This is a genomic window from Amycolatopsis sp. 505 (genome assembly GCF_031625235.1).
Taxonomy (GTDB): domain Bacteria; phylum Actinomycetota; class Actinomycetes; order Mycobacteriales; family Pseudonocardiaceae; genus Amycolatopsis.
The window spans coordinates 1,169,597-1,187,188 of record NZ_JACKQP010000001.1 but is presented as its reverse complement, the minus strand read 5'-3'; the positions used below and the strand labels follow the sequence as shown (position 1 = coordinate 1,187,188).

Below are 17,592 nucleotides of genomic sequence, written 5' to 3'. Positions count from 1 at the left end.
CAATCCCACAGTTCGGCGCGGTCATCGGTTGAGCTCGCGGAAGATGTTCTGCTGCACGGACGGCGTCAGCATCGACGCGGCCCCGGCGATCAGCCCGCGCTCGGCGAACTCGACCACCACGACGTCGCTGCGCTCGAGCAGGTCGGCGATCGCGGCGCCGCTGTCGGAGTCGGACGTGCTGTAGTGCATGGCGGTCAGGTCGCGGAAGGTGGCGGCCATGTACGGCAGGGTGCGGATGGTGAACGAGTCGCCGAGCCAGGCCGTGCGGAGGCCGTACGTGCCGGTCCCGGACGCGGTGTCGGTGTGCACCGGCGGGATGTAGTCGGCGGGCATCGTGCGGGTCAGGTCGGTCCGGCCGTCGGGCATCAGCGCGTAGTGCGTGCCGTCGGTCAGCCCGGTCCGGCCGATCAGCCGGGGCAGGTCGGCCGGCAGCTCCCAGTTCTCCTTCGGCTGGACGCGCCAGCTCGAAGTGATGCCCGGCCGGAGCTTCTCGGTGACCTCGCGGACCGCGGTGATCGCGCCCTCGTCGTTCCAGTGGGCGTCCTGCGGGCCGTAGAGCGGCTGGCCTTTGCGGTTGGCCCAGTCCTGGAGGGGTTTGCGCAGGTCGACCATGAAGTTCTCGGCGTCGACCCGGCGCCAGAAGTCGTTCTGGACGCTGTCGTGGCAGTCCTTGCCGAGGTAGATGTCGGGCAGGTGCTGCGGGACCATGGTCGCCTTGTCCGGCGCGATGACGACGACCAGCTGGCGGCCGGACGCCTCGATCCCGTCCCGGAACTGGCGCAGCCGGTCGAACGTGGTGTCCAGGTTCTCGGTCGGCACGCAGTGGCTGGTGACCTCGTCGCCGAGGTAGAGCCAGCCGTCCTTGCCTTCGATCACGGTGGGGAACTGGCGCGGGTCGAGCTTGGTGTCGCCCGGCACCTGCAGCGGGCCCTGCTGGTGTTCCTGGTTCAGCGGCGGCGGTTCGCCGAACACCCCGCGGCTGATGCCGTCGGCGGTGTGCACGGCCTGCTCGCGCAGCACCAGGTGGTCGGTCGCCCAGTTGCCGAGCTGCGGGAAGAACGACCAGCCCTGCCCGAGGCTCGGGAACGGCGTCAGCGCCCGGTTTTCGAACTCGCCGGGCCGCGCGCCGAAGACGACCGACAGGTTCGGCGTCAGGAAGAAGACGGTCGCGCAGATCAGCGCCACGAGCTGCTTCCCGCCGTGGCGTGGCCGGTAGAGCGCGTGTTCGCGGGGGAGGAAGGCTTCGTAGACCGGCAGCATCGTCTGCTGCGGACCGCCCGGCCGCGTCACGACGTCACCCGCATCCGGCGGGCCACCGGCCGCAGCAGGCGGCGGGCGCGGGCGGCCAGCGGCGACCGCGGCGGCGGCTCGGGTGCCCGCCGGGCGAGCCAGGTCCGGTGCGCTTCGCCCAGCCGCTCGCGCAGCCACGCCACCGTGACGTCCTCCGGGTGCGTGCGCAGGATGTGCGCACGGGCGGCCGCCCCGCGCCGGCGGGCTTCGGCCGGGTCGTCCGCGACGGCGCGCATGGCTCCGGCGGCCGCGTCGAGGTCCGGGTCGGCCCAGCGGCCGTCACTGCGGTAGGGCGGCCAGCCCGGGCCGACGCCGGTCATCGTGAACGGCACCGGCCAGCCGGACTCCGGACCGAAGAACTCGGTCGTGCTCGAGTAGTCCGTCGCGATCACCGGCAGCCCCCTGACCATCGCCTCGGCCACCGTCAGCCCGAACCCCTCGCTCCGGTGCAGTGACACGTAGGCGTCGGTCCTGGCATACAGGGCGTCGAGTTCGGCGACGGTGAGGTACCGCTCCACGAGCTCGATCCGCGCGTCGCCGTCGATCGCGCGCCGCAGCCGTTCGACCGCCGCGGTGTTCCGCCGCCCGTTGGTCGCCTTCAGCACGAGCCGGACGTCTTCGCGGCCGGGGAAGGCACGGCGGAAGGCCTCGACGACGCCCCACGGGTTCTTCCGGCCGCCGGTCGAGTTGAAGTCGAAGACGAACAGGAACCGGGTGGTCCCGTCGGGTTCCCGGGTGACCGGGCCCGGGTCGGGCACCGGCACCGGAATGGTCCGGACCGGGACCGGCGAGTGCGCCGTGATCGCCCGGGTGGCGAACTCGCTGGGCGTCCAGACCTCGTCGACGAAGGCGAACCCGTCGTGCATCCCGGCCGGGAAGTCCTCGAGTTCCCAGGCCCACAGCCCGATCCGGTAGCGGCCGGCGGCGGCGTCCGGGTGGCTGTCGACGACCACTCGCGTGAAGTCGGAGTTGACCGTCAGCAGGCTGACCCCGAACCGCGGCGGGCCGACGCTGTCCGGCACGGCGAGCCCGGTGCGGACCGAGCCGGCGATGGACCGCTCTTCGACGACCGACACCATCGGGATGCCGGCCCGGACGATCATCCGCTGGATCAGCCGGGCCATCTCGCCGAGCCCGAGTTCGGCGGTGAGGAAGCCGACGACGTTGACCCCGAAGTCGCCGACCGGCGCCAGCGGCGCGGCGGCGGGAACCGGAAGCGCCCACTCGGGCAGCAGGCCTTCGGCGACGCCGTGCGTCGCGCACCACTGCCGGAAGCCGGGCGCGCTTTCGCCGCGGGGGTGGGGGAACACCGCCTGCAGGTCGACGCGGGCGCGCCAGACCTCGGCCGCCAGCCGCGTCATCCCGCCCGCGGCGTCGACCGGGTTCGCCGGTTCGGTCAGCCACTCCCGGAACGCGCGGCCCCCGTCGTCGCCGAAGGGGTGCGGCGGCAGCTTTTCGGCCGGCTGGTCCGTGCGTACCCAGGCGTCGTGGTAGAGCTGCCGCATCTGCGGGGTGAGCGGCGAACCGTCCGGGAGCGCGGAAAACCGGCTTTCGCCGGGCCGGCTCGGGCCGACGCGGTCGCCGTAGGCGTCACACAGCCGGCGCAGCACCGGATCCGCGGAGAGCCGCACTCGCGGCCGGGTCGCGCAGTCGGCCGACAGCAGCCAGGGCGCTTCGGGGTCGTAGCCGCGGAAGGCGATGAACCGGCTTTCGGACGGCGAGCGTTCGTGCAGGTTCCAGTAGCCGACGGCGAGCCCGCGATCGCGGACGACCAGGTGCTCGAACGTGCCGGGCAGCAGGTCCGGCCACCGCCAGGTCGCCGCCGTCCGGTGCGGTGGCCGCCGGCGGGCCCGGTCCGCCCAGTGGTCGAGGAACGGCCGTGCGGCGGGCCCGGCGGCGAGGAAGCCGTCGTAGACGCCCGGGACGTCCTCGGGTTCGAGACCGTCCCGCGGGAGCGGGGCCAGCAGCGCCGCCGCGACGACGACACCGTGGTCCGCCGCGAGCGCGCTGACGTCCTCGAACGGCGCGTGGACCTCGATGTCGGCGTCCAGCAGGACCGCGACGTCGAACCGCTCGAGCAAGCTGCGCAGCAGGAGCGGCCGCAGGACGTCCGCCAGGTCGGCGCCGTCGTGGCAGGTGACCAGCCGGAAGTACTCCTCCGGATCGAGGTCCAGCTCGCCGGGCACGGCGCCGTCGTCGGCCACGAGCACGGTGAACTCGTGCCCGGGGTGGTGCGCGCGGTACGACGCGGCGAGCACCTCGGCGGCCCCCAGACGGTCCCGGGTGACCACGGTGCAGGCGACGAACCGGCGAACCGCCATGTCAGCCGTTGGCGGGCAGCTCTGCCAGCTGCTTCGCGAGGATCTCGTCGAAGGCCTGCGAGACCCCGGCCATGTCCGCCCCGTTCACCTGCACGCGGACCACGGTCTGCTTGTGCACGTAGTGGGCCCGGATCAGGGCGCTGCCGTCTTCCTTGACGAGCTGCACGACGTCGACGTTCGGCGGCGTGGTGCCGGTGTACTTCGTGAGCTTGTACTTCGCCTGCAGCGTCCCGAGCTTGTCGACCGCGTTGTTCGCGGCCGACGCACCGGAGGTCTTCGCGGTGACCACCACGACGGTCACGCCGGAGGGCAGGTTCGACACCGACATCCGCGCGGTGGTCGGGTTCGCCGCGGCGAGGGCGTCGTTCTCCTCGTCGGTGAGGACCTTGCGCGCCTCGAAGTCGTCGAACTTCGCGAAGTCGGTGGTTTCCTTGACGTCGCCGGGGAGCTTGGCGATCTCGAGGTCGTCCTTCGGCTTCTGGGTCGGGGGCGGCGGCGCGGTGGACGACTGCGCGGCGGGCGGCGTCGGCTCGTTGCCGTTGCCGGAGAAGAGGAAGTAGCCGCCGACGCCGAGCCCGGCCAGCACGACGACCGCGACCACGATCGCGATGATCTTCTTGCCGCCCTTGGCCGGGGTCGTCTCGAACGACGGCTCCGGCCCCTGGCCGACCCAGCTCGTGTCGGCGGGGAAGTCCGAACCGCCCCACGGGGTGCTCGTGTTCTGCGCGGGCGCGGCCCACGGCATCTGCTGGTTGGGACCGGACAGGTGCGGCGGCGGCGCGTACTGCGGCTGCTGGGCCGGGAACCCGCCCGAACCGTGGCCGCCCGGGTGGTACCCGCCCGCGGTGGCCTGCGGCGGCACGCCCGGCACGACCTGCGTGCGCTCGGCGTCGCCCTGGCCGGCCGGCGCCCAGCCCTGGGGCGGGGGACCCTGCGGGACGGCCTGGGTGCGTTCGCCGTCGAAGGAGGTGTTGACGATCTGGGTCTGGTCGCCCGACGGCGCGGCCGGGGCCTGCGGCTGGCCGGGAGGCGGCGTCACCGGGGCGATGATGTGAGTGCTCTCCGACTCACTGGACCCGGTCTGGCTCGCCTGGGGATCGACGTTGACCGCCGCGGACAGCACGCTGTCCCGCCGCAGCCGGTAGTCGTCGGCCGAAATCTGACCCGCGGCCAGCTCTTCGTCCAACTGGCGTAGTTGCTCCTGCCAGGACAAACCGGGCCCCCTTCTCGTCAGCGTTGCCAGCCCAGCCAGCTCCCGCATCATTGTGCACTCAGCCCGGCCCGCCGAGGTCGGAAGGGTCGGTTCGGGGTCAGCTGACCGGGAGGACCGCCTCGAGCGCGTCCACGGCCTTGTCCAGTTCGCTGCTCAGCCCCGCCTGCCCGCGGTCCGGTTCGGCGATCCCGATGCTCACGACGTTGTTGCCGGAGCCGTACCAGGTGGTGTTCAGGAAGGTGTCGCGGTCCTTCCCCGAAACCGTGCGCAACGCCGACTGGACCGACCGGAAGCCGCCCGCCAGCGCGTCCTGGTAGAGCTTCTCGACGACGGCCTGCGCGTTGGCCGGGCTGCCCGTCGGCACGACCAGGACCAGGTACGAGACGTCGCCGTCGGCGGCGCCCCGGTAGATCACCTTGCTCGCCCCGTTCGCGCTCAGCAGGTCCGCCGTCGACGCCGGGTAGAGCCCCAGTTCGAGGCCCTTGGCCACGGACATCGTCGAGTTGTTCGGGTTCTGCTTGCCCGGCATCTGCGGCACCCGCTCGTCCAGCGGCGGGGTGCGGACGGCGTCGGAGCCGGACGACGGCGCGTTCGACGGCGAGGCCGCCTGGTCCGAGCCGGAACCGAGCCACGCGATCCCGCCGGCGATCATCGCCAGCACCAGGAGCACACCCAGGGCCAGGAAGAGCCGGACCGGACGCCGGCGGCCGGCCGATTCGTCCCAGCGGTGCTTGCCCGCCTCGTCCGGCGGCGGCGCCTCCGGTCTGGGCGGTGCCTGCTCCCCGCGCGGGTGCGTCGGCGGGAACCGGCTGAGCTGCGGCCGGTCCGGCAGCGGGCCCTCGACGCTCAGGTACCGCGTCGGGTTGATGTCCGCCGGGCTCGGCGCCGTGGTCAGGTGGTCCGCGACGGCGGGCACCCCGGGCCCGGTGCGCTGCCACGGCGGCGCGGGCAGCGGCGGGCGGACCTGCGGCCGGGACGGCTGGTAGCCCTGCGGGTTCGACGGCGGTTCCTGCCGTTGCGCCGGCAGGGCCTCCGTCGGCGCCGCGGGGTTCTTGCTCTGCCACGCGGTCGCGGGCCGGCGCAGGGGCGACGGGACGGGCGAGGCCACCGTCGACCCGGAAGCCTGCGCGAGCAGCTCGTCCCGCTGCTTGCGGTGGGCGGCGGGCTCGATGCGCCCCGCCGCCAGGTCCGCGTCCAGCCGGCGCAGGTCGTCCTGCCAGCTCATGAGTAGACCCCCATCCACCGTTCGGGGCATCAGTCTGGCACGCGCGGCCGACCTGAGAAGTTGCTGTTCGAGGTTGATCGGCAACGTAGCGCACGGAACGCGGTTTCGGGAGTCCTCTGCACGGACGATCCCGAATCGTCGCCGCGGGGGTACCGGGACGTGCCGCCGTCACCCGTCAGGACCCGGAAACTGTCGTACATGTGTTCTAAAATTGGCGTTGTCCAGGGGAGATGCCGCCCGCGACCGCGGGTGGCGTGATGGAGGAAGGCAGGGCCATGGCCTACATCACCCTGTCCACGTTCGTGGGCTACAGCGCGAGTGCCGGGCCGTCGCGGTCGTCGTTCGTCCGGCGGCAGCGCCGTCAGTACGAAGATCCGGCGCGCGCGGCGTTCAACTACTACCGGCGGGCGGCCAACGCGGTCCGCTCCGGCCGGGCGGCGAACCAGGACGAGGTGGCACTGCGCGCCCTCGTCAACGCCGCCGACGAGCGGACGAAGCCGCACTACGCGGCGATCGCCGAAGGCTGGCTGCAGTACCTCGGCCGCAAGTCGCCGAAGCTGGTCGAGGTCGGGCGCGGCCGGTGCCGGATCGGGGAGCTGGAGATCGGCGTCAGCCCGCAGCTGGGCCTGCGCAAGAGCGACGGCCGCCGGTACGCGACCTGGCTCTACTTCAAGGAGGAGCCGCTCGCGAAGGCGTCGGCGCAGCTCGCGCTGTGGGTGCTGGAGGAGGCGATGCCGGACATCCTCCCCGGCGGCGAGGCGCTGGTGATCGACGTCCGCCGCGGGAAGGAGTACCAGCTCTCGGCGCGCGACCGGGCCCGGATGCGGCCGTGGGCCCGCAGCGAGGCCTCGGCGTTCCTCACCCTCTGGGACGCGGCCTGACCCGGGGAGGCGCCGGACGTCGTCCCGGCGCCTCCCCCTCGTGACCATTTGGCGGAACCCACCCGGATGAGTGACACACCTCGCGGCGGACCGGCCGGGACTGGACAAACCGGAGGCCGAACACGAAGCTTTCGCGTGTTCTTCCGCGCCTGGCCGACTCGAGGTCTCAAGTGAATGCTGCCTGGGAAGCCGTCTCCCGCGTCGTCGACGAGCCCGCCTGGTACTGGGTGTACGACAAGCTGGCGTTCTGGCCGAGCACCTACGCGCACGCCTGGCCGGGCTTCCGCGAGCCGGCGCCGTCGCGGACGTGGGACCTCTCGCCCGGGAACCTGGACCGCGCCTCGGCGGAGTTCCGGCTGGGCCCGTACGCGGTCGAGGAGCACCAGGTCGCGACGATCGCGCTGGCCGCGTTCCGCGAGGTCTGCGGCCCGGACGACTGGATGTGGGCGCTGCACTGGCAGCACCAGTCCTACCGCGTCCGCCCGCACCTGATGTCCGGGAGCGCCCGGTGGCCGGTGCCGGTGTTCCCGCGCGCGGACTACCACCTGTTCCTGGCGGCGGACTTCTCGTACGGCACGCTCGGCCACCCGTGGGAGCGGACGCTGTGCGTGTTCGGCGAGAAGCTGGTGCCGGCGTTCGAGCGGCTGGGCGAAGGGGTGCTGTCGAACGTGCTGCGCCGTGACGGGAAGCCGTCGGCGCTGGCCCGCTGAGCCTTGCTACCGTTCTGCGGGTGTTCGAATACCACGGCTGGGTGACCATCCAGGCGACCGCGAGCGGCGACGACGACGCGGCGCTCCTGGAGCGCCTGGTCGACCGCGTGCACCGCGCGATCCGCGACGCGGCCGAGTTCGACCTGGTCGACCTCCGCTGGAGCGCGGGCATCCCCATGCTCCACTTCGGAGGGTTCGACAAGCACGGCCTCCAGGCCGCCGAACTCCTGACACTTTTCACCCGAGCGGGCGAATTGGCCCCGGGTTCGTACGGCCTGCTCTTCACCTGGGACGACCAGGACACGGAGAACGACAACAACTTCCGCGTCTACCGGATGGCCCGCGGCCAGGTGACCGAGCGCGAAGACCCCCACCTGACGCCGGTGGCCCCCACGATCCTCGACACCTACGAGCTCTGAACCCGCGGAAGACTCCTGAGGCCTGACGAAGGCCCCGGGAGTTCGGCCCGACCGGGTGAAATGAACAAGGGGCCGCGGTCCGGTTTCCCGGACGCACGGCCCCTTGTTCCTGAGCGGATGACGGGATTCGAACCCGCGACCCTCACCTTGGCAAGGTGATGCGCTACCAGCTGCGCTACATCCGCACTGCCTTGCTGATGGGGAGAACTCTATACCCTCGCCGTGAGGGGCTCGTCACCGGGTCCCCCCGTTCCCGGACCGGTGCTTCGGTGTCACAGCTGGCGTACAAGGGGTGACGACGGCTGATTCCCTCCGTATGGTGTCTCCATTCGACCGAATGGGGAGACCTTCGGGGAGGAGGTGCCGGGCCGGATGACCGAGCTGGGCACGGTGCCGCCACCAGCGGCCTCGGAATCCGACGAGCAGGCACTGCTGCAACGGCTCCGCAACGGCGAGGACGCCGCTTTCGGGGAGCTGTTCGAGCTGCACGCCGCCGCGGTCCGCCGGCTCGCGCAGAGCCTGGCGGCCGATCGGTCCGAGGCCGAGGACATCACCGCGGAGACGTTCTTCCGCGTCCTGCAGGCCCTCCGCCGGGGCGCCGGTCCCCGTGACTACGTCCGCGCCTACCTGCTGACCGTCGCCCGCCGGGTGTCGTGGGAGTGGCACGGTGCCCGCCGGGACGTCCCGGTGTCCGACGACGAGCTGACCTTCCGCGCCGGGGCGGGTGCGGACACGCACGCCCGCACGGCCGAGCATTCGCTGATCACGACGGCGTTCACCAGCTTGCCGGAGCGGTGGCGGACGGTGTTGTGGCAGACCGAGGTCGAGGGCGAGCAGCCCGCGATGGTCGCTCCCCACTTCGGGTTGAGCGCGAACGCGACCGCCGCCCTGGCCCGCCGGGCCCGGCAGGGGCTGCGCGCGGCGTACCTGCAGGCGCACCTTTCGGTGAGCCGCGGGCCGGATTCGTGCCGGGCGGTCGTCGAAAAGCTCGGTGGGTTCACCGCGGGCAGTGTCACCGGTGCCGAGGCCGAGCGGATCAAGGCACACCTGCACGGCTGCGCGTCGTGCCGGGCGACGCAGGACGAGCTGCGGGACGTCTGTTCGTCGCTGCGGGCGCACGCCGGCGTCCTGGTGCTGCTGGTGCCGGCCGCCGCTTCGCTGGGCGGCAGCGGGGTGCTGGCCGGGCTGGGCGCGACGGTCAAGGGCGTGCTGGTCGGGTCGAAGGTAAAGATCGGGCTGGCGCTGGCATCGACCGCCGCGGTGGGTGCCGTGGGCGTCGCGGCCGGGCCGGTGCTGTTCGGGTCCGGGCCGGTGCAGGACGTCGGGTTGTCCGGCGGGGCGCCCGAGCTCGTCGTGGTGCCGCCGTCGGAGACGCACCACCAGCCGCCGCCCCAGGCGCCGCCGGAGCCGCGGATCGGCATCGGCGTGCTCAACGGGCGGGGCACCGGGGCCGCGGTCCCGGCCCGGTCGCGGGGCGGGGAGCGGCAGGTCGCCGCGAACGAAGTCCCGCAGGTGCCGGTGGCCGGGGACGTCCCGGTCTCCGAAGTGGGTGGTGCCGGTGCCCAGCCGGCCCCGCGCGAAGACCTCACGTCGACGACCTACCTGGCGTCCGACCAGCCGCCGGCGACCTCGCCGCGGCTGGACACGTCGAGGCCCGAGATGACGATGACGACCGAGTCCACCGACGAGCCCGTCCCGGAGGACGCCAAGGGGCCCGAGCTGTCGCCGACCGGCCGGCCCGGCAAGCCGGTCCCGTCGTCGGACGAGGCGGAGAAGCCGGCGCCGAAGGACGACGAGTCCGGTACGACCGGGACATCGCCCGAACCGTCGACGACCGTGACGCCGACTTCGGAGAAGCCGTGCCCGGGCAGCGCGTCCTCCGTCACCGGGTCGGGCGAACCGGCGGACGCGGACGCGCCCCCGCCGTCGGGTTCTTGATCAGCGGTGATCCCCTCCGGCGGGCGAGATGTCCGATTCCTCCCTCGCGCGGGTGAGCCGCGGCACGGTAACGTTGAGGACGCTCACCCTGCGGGCGCCCCGGGAGGCAACTGAATGAACCGGCTGGTACGCGGCGAAGACGGCCGCGACTGGGTGGTCCGTGCCCAGATGGAATGGCGCGCACCGGCGACCGCCGACGACTTCGAGCACGACGTGGCGGGCAGCTACGGGCCCGGGATCGCGATGATCGTCGTCACCGCCCTGCTGGCGGTGATCCTCATCGTGTGGACGCCCGACCAGGTCAACGTCCCCGCGTGGGTGCTGCTGGCGCTGCTGCTCGTGGTGCTGTTCTTCCCGCTGCGGTGGATCCTGCGCCGCCCGTGGACGGTGGTCGCGGAGACCGAGGGCGACGTGACCGGGGACAGGCCGTCCGAGCGCTGGGTCGGCACCATCCGCGGCATGTTCACCGTGCAGGGCGAGGTCAAGAAGATCTCCAAGACCATCCAGCGGCACTCGCTGCCGGACTTCGACGGGCCGCTTCACCCGGTCGAGTAGGACACTGGAGCCATGCCCGAGCTACCCGAGGTCGAAGCACTGGCTCACCACCTGCGCGAGAACGCCGTGGGCCGGACGATCTTCCGCATCGATGTCGCATCGCTGAGCGTGCTCAAGACGGCGACACCGCCGTGGACCGAGCTGCACGGCCGCGAGATCACCGGCGCGACCCGGCACGGCAAGCACCTCGACGTCGTGGCCGGCGACCTGCACCTGGTCGTCCACCTGGCCCGCGCGGGCTGGCTGCGCTGGTCCGACGGCCTCGCCGCGGCGCCGCTGAAGCCGGGCAAGGGCCCGATCTCGTTGCGCGTGCACCTCGAGTCCGCCACCGGGCCGGGCTTCGACCTCACCGAAGCGGGCACGAAGAAGGGCCTCGCGGTGTGGATCGTGAAGAACCCGCAGGAGATCGCGAGCGTGGCGCGGCTGGGCCCGGACGCGCTCGCCGTCGACGCCGCCCAGCTGCGTGAGCTGTTCGCCGGCAAGAACACCCGGCTGAAGTGGGCGCTCACCGACCAGTCGCTGCTCGCCGGGATCGGCAACGCCTACTCCGACGAGATCATGCACCGCGCGAAGCTCTCGCCGTACGCCACGATCGGCAAGCTCGGCGAAGGCGCGCTGGAAACCCTCGCCGAGGCGATCCGCGAGATCGAGACCGACGCCGTCGAGCGTTCGGTGGGGCAGAAGGCGGCCCGGCTGAAGGGCGAGAAGCGGTCGGGGCTGCGGGTCCACGCGCGCACCGGGCTCCCGTGTCCCGTCTGCGGCGACACGATCCGCGAAATATCCTTCGCCGACAAGTCGTTCCAGTACTGCCCGACCTGCCAGACCGGCGGCAAGCCCCTCGCCGACCGGCGGATGTCCAGGCTGCTGAAGTAGCGGCTTCCGGACGCTCGGTAGGGTCTTCTCCACCCTCGGTCAGCGCAGTTGGACAGAAAGTGGGATCAGGCCTTGCACCCGGTCGTTCGAGCGCAGAGCATGGACGCCGTGTCCGGGTTCCCGCTTGCGCAGATCGTCCCGTGGGGTCTTGTGGCGCTGCTCGGCGTCACGGTGATCGTCCTGGTCGTGAAACTGCGCAAACCGGGCAGCGAGGTCGAGGACGCCATGCTGCAGGCGGTGCACCGGATGTCGAAGGCGGCGCCGAACCTGCGCTCCGGCCTCGACGAGGACGCCGCCGACAAGATCACCACCCAGCTGCTGCAGATGCTCGACTGCGTCGCCGTCGGCATCACCGACAGCGAAGGCACGCTGCTGTCCTGGGACGGCGAGGCGAACGAGCACTACGTCGACCTGGTCGAGGCGATCGGGGCGGCCATCCGCAAGCACCGCCGCGAGGTCGTCGCGCACGACCGGATGCCGTGCAACCACCGCGGCACCTGCCGGATGAAGACCGCGGTCATCGTGCCGCTGCTGGTGGAGGGCGAGACGGAGGCGGCGCTGATCGTCGTCGGCCGGACCCGCGGCCGGCTGGTGCAGATGGCCGACGCCGTCGCCCAGTTCGTCTGCACCCAGTTCGAGCTGGCCCGGCTCGACGAGTCCAAGCACCAGCTCCAGCAGGCCGAGATCAAGGCGCTGCGGGCGCAGATTTCGCCGCACTTCGTCTACAACGCGCTGAACACGATCTCCGCGCTGATCCGCACGGACCCCGAAGAGGCGCGGGAGCTGCTTCAGGACTTCGCCGACTTCACGCGTTACTCGTTCCGGACGTCGGGCATGTTCACCTCGCTCGCCGAGGAGCTGCGCAACATCGACCGCTACCTGACCATCGAGAACGCCCGCTTCGGCGGCCGGCTCGAGGTCCGGATGAAGATCGCGCCCGAGGTGCTCAGCGTCGTCGTGCCGTTCCTGATCATCCAGCCGCTGGTGGAGAACGCGGTCAAGCACGGGCTGGCCAGCAAGCCCAGCGGCGGCTGCGTCACGGTGATCGCGCAGGACTACGGCACCGAGGCGCTGATCAGCGTCGAGGACGACGGCATCGGCATGGACCCGCGGCGGCTCAACGACCTCAAGAGCGCCCACCGCACCGGCGCGCACGTCGGGCTCGGCAACATCAACCAGCGCATGCAGCAGGTCTTCGGCAGCGACTACGCGGTGATGGTCGAGACCGCGCCCGGCGCCGGCATGAAGGTGACGCTCCGGGTGCCGAAGTTCGTCCCGGGCGTCCGCCCGAACATGCCGGACTACAGCTCGGACGCCGAGGCCGACGTCCCGGCCCAGGGTGGCCCCGCCCAGCTCAACGGCGCCGAGGTGAACGGTGTCAACGGCACGCGGTCGGGCATCCTCCCCATGGGCTGAACAAGGTTAGCCTGGCTGCATGAGCGTTACGGACAAATTGGCTTCGCGCATCCCGGTGCTCGCCGACCGGGTCGAGCGCAAGGACGTCGTGGCCGTGGTGAAGCTGCACGGCGTGATCACGCCGTCGCCGTCCCCGCTGGCCAGGGGCGCGATCAACCTCGCCGCCGTCGAATCGGCCCTGACCAGGGCGTTCGGCCACGAGCGGCTGAAGGCGGTCGCGCTGCTGATCAACTCCCCGGGTGGCGCGCCGACGCAGTCGGGCCTGGTCGCGGAGCGGATCCGCCAGCTGGCCGACGAGAAGAACGTGCCGGTCCTGGCGTTCTGCGAGGACGTCGCGGCGTCGGGCGGTTACTGGCTGGCTTGCGCGGCCGACGAGATCTACGCCCACCGCACGTCGATGGTCGGCTCGATCGGCGTGATCAGCGGCGGCTTCGGCTTCACGGGGCTGCTGGAGCGCTTCGGGATCGAGCGTCGGCTGCACACGGCGGGCGCGAACAAGTCGCGGCTCGACCCGTTCTCGCCGGAGAAGCCCGAAGACGTCGAGTGGCTGAAGAAGATGCACACCCAGCTCCACGAGCTGTTCGTGAACTGGGTCAAGGAACGCCGCGGCGACCGCCTGACGGACGCGGAGGACCTGTTCACCGGCGACGTCTGGCTCGGCGCGAAGGCGGTCGAGCTGGGCCTGGCCGACGGCCTCGGCAGCCTCCGCCAAGTGATCACCGAGCGTTACCCGGACGCCGAGATTTCGGTGGCCGAGCCGAAGAAACCCCTTCTCGCCCGCCTGGGCATCGGCGCACCGGCGGCCGCGTCGGCGGTCATGGACGCGGTGACCCAGAAGGCCGCCTGGTCCCGCTTCGGCCTCTGAGGGGCGACTTGCCAAGACTTCTGAAAAAGTTCAGAATTGGCGCATGGTCACCACCGAGGTGCAATGGAGCGAGTTGCAGCGCGACCCCAAGAGCGTCGCTGCCCTTGCTGACGAGGGCGACGTCCGGGTTCGTCGCCGCGACGGCGCTGCCCTGTTGCTGACGAGGGAAGATAGGGCGAGTTCGGCTTCGGAAGGTTCCATCGTGGCGGCGCGGGCGCTGCGCAACGTGCTGGCTCATCTGCCGCATGACGTCGCGGCGAGCGCGCTCCTCGATGAGTTTCCGTGGCTGGACGTCCTGCCGGAGGCTGAGCAGGCTCAGTTCGTCCGGGACTTCGCGCGCTCCTTCCAGGCTTCCGCGGAGCTGGGGCAGTGGTCGGTTCTGGCGCAGACGATCACCGAATGGCGCAGCACTGCAGCTATTCACGCCGACCCGAGACTCAGTGGCAAGCTCATCGGCCCGATCGACGAAGACTTCGGTCCGGTGCCGGGACCTGTGGACGCCTGATCGATGCCGGCCAAACGTGGCGATCGTGTCGCGCCTCCGGCGCGTCCCGGTGGCTGGGAAGTGCGCTTCGCGACCTCCGAAGCGGCAAAGGGCTGGGAGGCTCTTTGTCAGGGTGCGAAAGCCAACACCTGGGAAGCGTGGATCGTGCTGACCGAGCGGCCTGTGGCGCCGGAGAACCCGGCACGTCAGCACAAGCTGAAAGGCGCTTTCGCCACCCGCGAGGTCGGCGGCCGAGTGCTCGACCAATGGCAGTACGAAGTCACGGCCGGCGGCCGGATCTGGTACTGCCCCGACCCTGTTAAGCGGATCGTCTGGGTGGTTCTGGCGAGCACTGGGCACCCCAAGGAGACCGACTAGCCCGATGTCCGATTCGGGTATTTCCGGGCAGACTTTGTGACCCAGATCACCTAACCTCAGAAACGCCTCTGGAACCACCGCAAGTCGTCAGGTCTCCTTGTCGACGGGCTTTGTTGTGAACGGCAACAAATCCGGTCGACAAGGAGGTCGTACCCGATGCCCCACTCCCGCAGACTCGCTCTCGGCGCGGTGCTCGGCGCCGCACTCATCACCGTCCCCCTCACCCTCCCCGCCGCGGCGTCCATCCCACCGCCCGAGTCGGGCTGGACCACCGTCTTCGCCGACGACTTCACCGGCGGCTCCGGAACCCTCCCCAGCAGCGCGAACTGGATCATCGACACCGGCCACGGCTACCCGGGCGGCCCCGGCAACTGGGGCACCGGCGAGATCCAGAACTACACGGCCAGCACCGGCAACCTCTCCCAGGACGGCGCCGGCAACCTCCGCATCACGCCGTTGCGCGACGGCTCGGGCAACTGGACGTCGGCCCGCATCGAAACCCAGCGCACCGACTTCAAGCCGCCGGCCGGCGGCGTCATGCGGATCGAAAGCCGGATCCAGATGCCGAACGTCACCGGCGCGGCCGCGCTCGGCTACTGGCCCGCCTTCTGGGCGCTCGGCGGCCCGTACCGCGGCAACTACTGGAACTGGCCCGCCATCGGCGAGTTCGACATCATGGAGAACGTCAACGGGATCAACTCCGTCTGGGGCGTCCTGCACTGCGGCGTCAACCCGGGCGGCCCGTGCAACGAGACCACCGGCCTGCCGAACAACCGGGCCTGCCCCGGCAGCAGCTGCCAGTCGGCCTTCCACACCTACCGCTTCGAATGGGACGCGAGCAGCAGCCCGCAGGTCCTGCGCTGGTCCGTCGACGGGCAGCAGTTCCACTCCGTGAGCCAGAACCAGCTCGACGCGACGACGTGGGCGAACATGACCACCCACCAGGGCTACTTCGTGCTGCTGAACGTCGCGATCGGCGGCGCGTTCCCGAACAACAACTCCGGCACGACCACGCCGGGGCCGGGGATCGTGCCCGGCCGCCCGATGGTCGTCGACTACGTCACGGTGACCACCCGCGGCGGCGGGGGCGGCACGACGACCCCGCCGACCACGACGACTCCGCCCAGCGGCGGGAGCAGCGCGTACAGCACCATCCAAGCCGAGTCGTTCGGCCAGCAGTCCGGCGTGATCACCGAGACCACCACGGACACCGGCGGCGGGCAGAACATCGGCGCGGTGGCCAACGGCGACTGGGTCCTCTACCCGAACGTCGACTTCGGCAGCAGCGCGGCGACGAACTTCCAGGCCCGCGTCGCGTCCGGCGCGGCGTCGGGCGTCAGCGGGCTCGTCGAGGTGCGCCTCGACAGCCGGTCCAACGCGCCCATCGGCAGCTTCGCGGTGGGGAACACCGGCGGCTGGCAGAGCTGGCGGACCGTCCCGGCGAACATCAGCGCGGTGACCGGTGTGCACAACGTCTACGTGACGTTCAGCAGCGGCCAGCCCGCGGATTTCGTGAACCTGAACTGGTTCACCTTCGTGCATTGAGAGGAAGGGCCCGCGGCCCGGCCGCGGGCCCTCTCACTTCAGGCGGACGGGGGCTGGACATTGCACTCGGCAATGGGCAGGATGCGTTTCACTGTGAGTGCTCACGATGACACCCGGAAGCTCGTGGTCCTGGCCGTGGACGACGAGCCGAACGGTCTTGACGAACTCGTCCACTGCCTGCGCAACAGCCCGCACGTGGCGAAGGTGTTCCCGGCGATCGACGCCTCCGAGGCGCTGCGGTTGCTGTCCACCGACGACCCGAGGCTACGCGAACGCAAGGACCGCGGCCTGCCGATCGTCGACGCCGTCTTCGCCGACATCGACATGCCCGGGCTGTCCGGCATGGAGATGTCGCGCGTGTTCGCCGCGCTGCGGCCCTCGCCCGCGCTGGTGTTCGTCACCGGCCACGCCGAGGAAGCGGTCAACGCCTTCGACCTCGGCGCCCTGGACTACGTGCTCAAGCCGTACCAGCAGGATCGCCTCGACCGCGCGATCACGCGCGTGCTGGACAAGCTGGCCGCCGCCGCGGCGCCCCCGCCCGGTGCGCTGGGCGGCGAGCCGGTCAAGAACGACGACGAGGTCATCCCGGTCGAGCTGGCCGGCACCACCAAGCTCATCCCGCGTTCCTCGGTCCGCTGGGTCGAAGCGCAGGGCGACTACGCGCGGCTGTTCACCACCGAAGGCAGCCACCTGGTCCGCATCCCGCTGGCCCAGCTCGAAGAGCGCTGGGAGAAGGCCGGGTTCGTCCGCATCCACCGGTCGTTCCTGGTCGCCCTCCCGCTGATCACCGAGCTGCGCATGGGCCAGGGCGGCTACCAGGTCGTCATCGGCAACGAGGAGAAGGTGCTGCCGGTGAGCCGGCGGCACACGCGCGCGCTGAAGGACCGGCTGGTCGGTTCGGGCCGGAACGGCTGAGCCTGAGGACCGGCCATGACCGACGACTTCTACGAGCGCCGCGCGAACGGCGTCCGCGAACCGGATCCGACCCTCGGCAGGCGCGGCCCGCGGCCGCTGCCGCAGCCGCAGCCGGCCGACCGGGCCGTCGTCGAACACCTGCCGCCGGCGCCGGCGAACGAGCCGCCGCCGAAGCCGGAACACCACGCGAAACCCAAGCGCGAGCGGGTGATCCTCAACGACCCGCGCCGCGGCGCCGGCACCCTGCGCGCCCGGGTCGAGCTGGAGGAGCAGACGAGCTGGGGGAAGCTGCTCGTCCGCGACCACCTGGTGAAGGTGCAGCTGCGGACGGCGCTGTTGCTCGCCCTGCTCGTCCTCGGCGTCTTCGGCTCGCTGCCCGTGCTGTTCTACCTGGTGCCCGGGTTCTCGCGGGCCAGCCTGCTCGGCATCCCGGTGGCCTGGCTGATTCTCGGCGTGCTGCCGTTCCCATTCCTGTTCGGCGTCGGAATCTGGTACAACCGGCTCGCCGAACGCAACGAACGCGCGTTCGTGGACATGATCGAAAACTAGTTTCGCACTGACTCG

The 17,592-nt window shown here is 71.4% G+C and carries 17 protein-coding genes and 1 tRNA gene; 13 read left to right on the top strand and 5 right to left on the bottom strand.

Annotation, left to right across the window (positions count from 1 at the left end):
* Nucleotides 1-21: 21 nt before the first annotated feature.
* From H5965_RS05770 to H5965_RS05755, 4 genes are all read right to left on the bottom strand, one after another.
* Nucleotides 22-1,290 (bottom strand): alginate O-acetyltransferase AlgX-related protein, encoded by a 1,269-nt coding sequence (locus H5965_RS05770; protein WP_310968242.1) that lies wholly within the window; start codon nt 1,288-1,290, stop codon nt 22-24.
* On the bottom strand, nt 1,287-3,611 hold the full coding sequence (locus H5965_RS05765) for a glycosyltransferase (RefSeq protein ID WP_310968241.1): 2,325 nt from the start codon (nt 3,609-3,611) through the stop codon (nt 1,287-1,289). Before H5965_RS05765 ends, H5965_RS05770 begins: the two co-directional genes overlap by 4 nt.
* A 1-nt stretch (nt 3,612) precedes the next feature.
* Complete coding sequence (locus H5965_RS05760; protein WP_310968240.1) at nt 3,613-4,824, bottom strand: hypothetical protein; 1,212 nt, start codon at nt 4,822-4,824, stop codon at nt 3,613-3,615.
* A 97-nt stretch (nt 4,825-4,921) separates the two neighbouring features.
* Complete coding sequence (locus tag H5965_RS05755; RefSeq protein WP_310968239.1) at nt 4,922-6,049, bottom strand: hypothetical protein; 1,128 nt, start codon at nt 6,047-6,049, stop codon at nt 4,922-4,924.
* A gap of 275 nt (nt 6,050-6,324) precedes the next feature.
* On the opposite strand from H5965_RS05755, the gene H5965_RS05750 reads away from it, so the two are divergent.
* The 3 genes from H5965_RS05750 (at nt 6,325) to H5965_RS05740 (ending at nt 8,059) form a co-directional block, all read left to right on the top strand.
* Entirely contained in the window at nt 6,325-6,930 is a 606-nt protein-coding gene (locus tag H5965_RS05750; RefSeq protein WP_310968511.1) for a hypothetical protein, read from the top strand.
* A 170-nt stretch (nt 6,931-7,100) separates the two neighbouring features.
* Complete coding sequence (locus H5965_RS05745) at nt 7,101-7,640, top strand: DUF2716 domain-containing protein (protein WP_071831626.1); 540 nt, start codon at nt 7,101-7,103, stop codon at nt 7,638-7,640.
* A gap of 20 nt (nt 7,641-7,660) precedes the next feature.
* Entirely contained in the window at nt 7,661-8,059 is a 399-nt protein-coding gene (locus H5965_RS05740; protein ID WP_310968238.1) for an immunity 7 family protein, read from the top strand.
* 112 nt (nt 8,060-8,171) lie between these two features.
* Here H5965_RS05740 and H5965_RS05735 read toward each other — a convergent pair.
* Nucleotides 8,172-8,244: transfer RNA gene (locus H5965_RS05735), tRNA-Gly, on the bottom strand.
* Between the two features lie 187 nt (nt 8,245-8,431).
* On the opposite strand from H5965_RS05735, the gene H5965_RS05730 reads away from it, so the two are divergent.
* From H5965_RS05730 to H5965_RS05685, 10 genes are all read left to right on the top strand, one after another.
* Nucleotides 8,432-9,997: a sigma-70 family RNA polymerase sigma factor gene (locus H5965_RS05730; protein ID WP_310968237.1), complete on the top strand. Its 1,566-nt coding sequence runs from the start codon at nt 8,432-8,434 to the stop codon at nt 9,995-9,997.
* Between the two features lie 114 nt (nt 9,998-10,111).
* Nucleotides 10,112-10,552: a DUF983 domain-containing protein gene (locus tag H5965_RS05725; protein ID WP_086842855.1), complete on the top strand. Its 441-nt coding sequence runs from the start codon at nt 10,112-10,114 to the stop codon at nt 10,550-10,552.
* Nucleotides 10,553-10,564: 12 nt separating this feature from the next.
* The gene (locus H5965_RS05720; RefSeq protein ID WP_310968236.1) at nt 10,565-11,425 is read left to right on the top strand and encodes a DNA-formamidopyrimidine glycosylase family protein; all 861 of its coding nucleotides are present in this window, start codon (nt 10,565-10,567) and stop codon (nt 11,423-11,425) included.
* 99 nt (nt 11,426-11,524) lie between these two features.
* Nucleotides 11,525-12,841, top strand: a complete 1,317-nt coding sequence (locus H5965_RS05715; RefSeq protein ID WP_310968235.1) for a histidine kinase — start codon at nt 11,525-11,527, stop codon at nt 12,839-12,841.
* A 19-nt stretch (nt 12,842-12,860) separates the two neighbouring features.
* Nucleotides 12,861-13,706, top strand: a complete 846-nt coding sequence (locus tag H5965_RS05710) for a S49 family peptidase (RefSeq protein ID WP_310968234.1) — start codon at nt 12,861-12,863, stop codon at nt 13,704-13,706.
* Nucleotides 13,707-13,749: 43 nt separating this feature from the next.
* Nucleotides 13,750-14,211, top strand: coding sequence for a hypothetical protein (locus H5965_RS05705; RefSeq protein WP_310968233.1), 462 nt, complete (start codon nt 13,750-13,752; stop codon nt 14,209-14,211).
* A 60-nt stretch (nt 14,212-14,271) separates the two neighbouring features.
* Nucleotides 14,272-14,568, top strand: a complete 297-nt coding sequence (locus tag H5965_RS05700) for a hypothetical protein (RefSeq protein WP_310968232.1) — start codon at nt 14,272-14,274, stop codon at nt 14,566-14,568.
* A gap of 156 nt (nt 14,569-14,724) precedes the next feature.
* Nucleotides 14,725-16,113 (top strand): carbohydrate-binding protein, encoded by a 1,389-nt coding sequence (locus H5965_RS05695; protein WP_310968231.1) that lies wholly within the window; start codon nt 14,725-14,727, stop codon nt 16,111-16,113.
* An 81-nt stretch (nt 16,114-16,194) separates the two neighbouring features.
* The gene (locus H5965_RS05690; protein WP_310968230.1) at nt 16,195-17,028 is read left to right on the top strand and encodes a LytTR family DNA-binding domain-containing protein; all 834 of its coding nucleotides are present in this window, start codon (nt 16,195-16,197) and stop codon (nt 17,026-17,028) included.
* 15 nt (nt 17,029-17,043) lie between these two features.
* Entirely contained in the window at nt 17,044-17,577 is a 534-nt protein-coding gene (locus H5965_RS05685; protein WP_310968229.1) for a hypothetical protein, read from the top strand.
* Nucleotides 17,578-17,592: the final 15 nt, after the last annotated feature.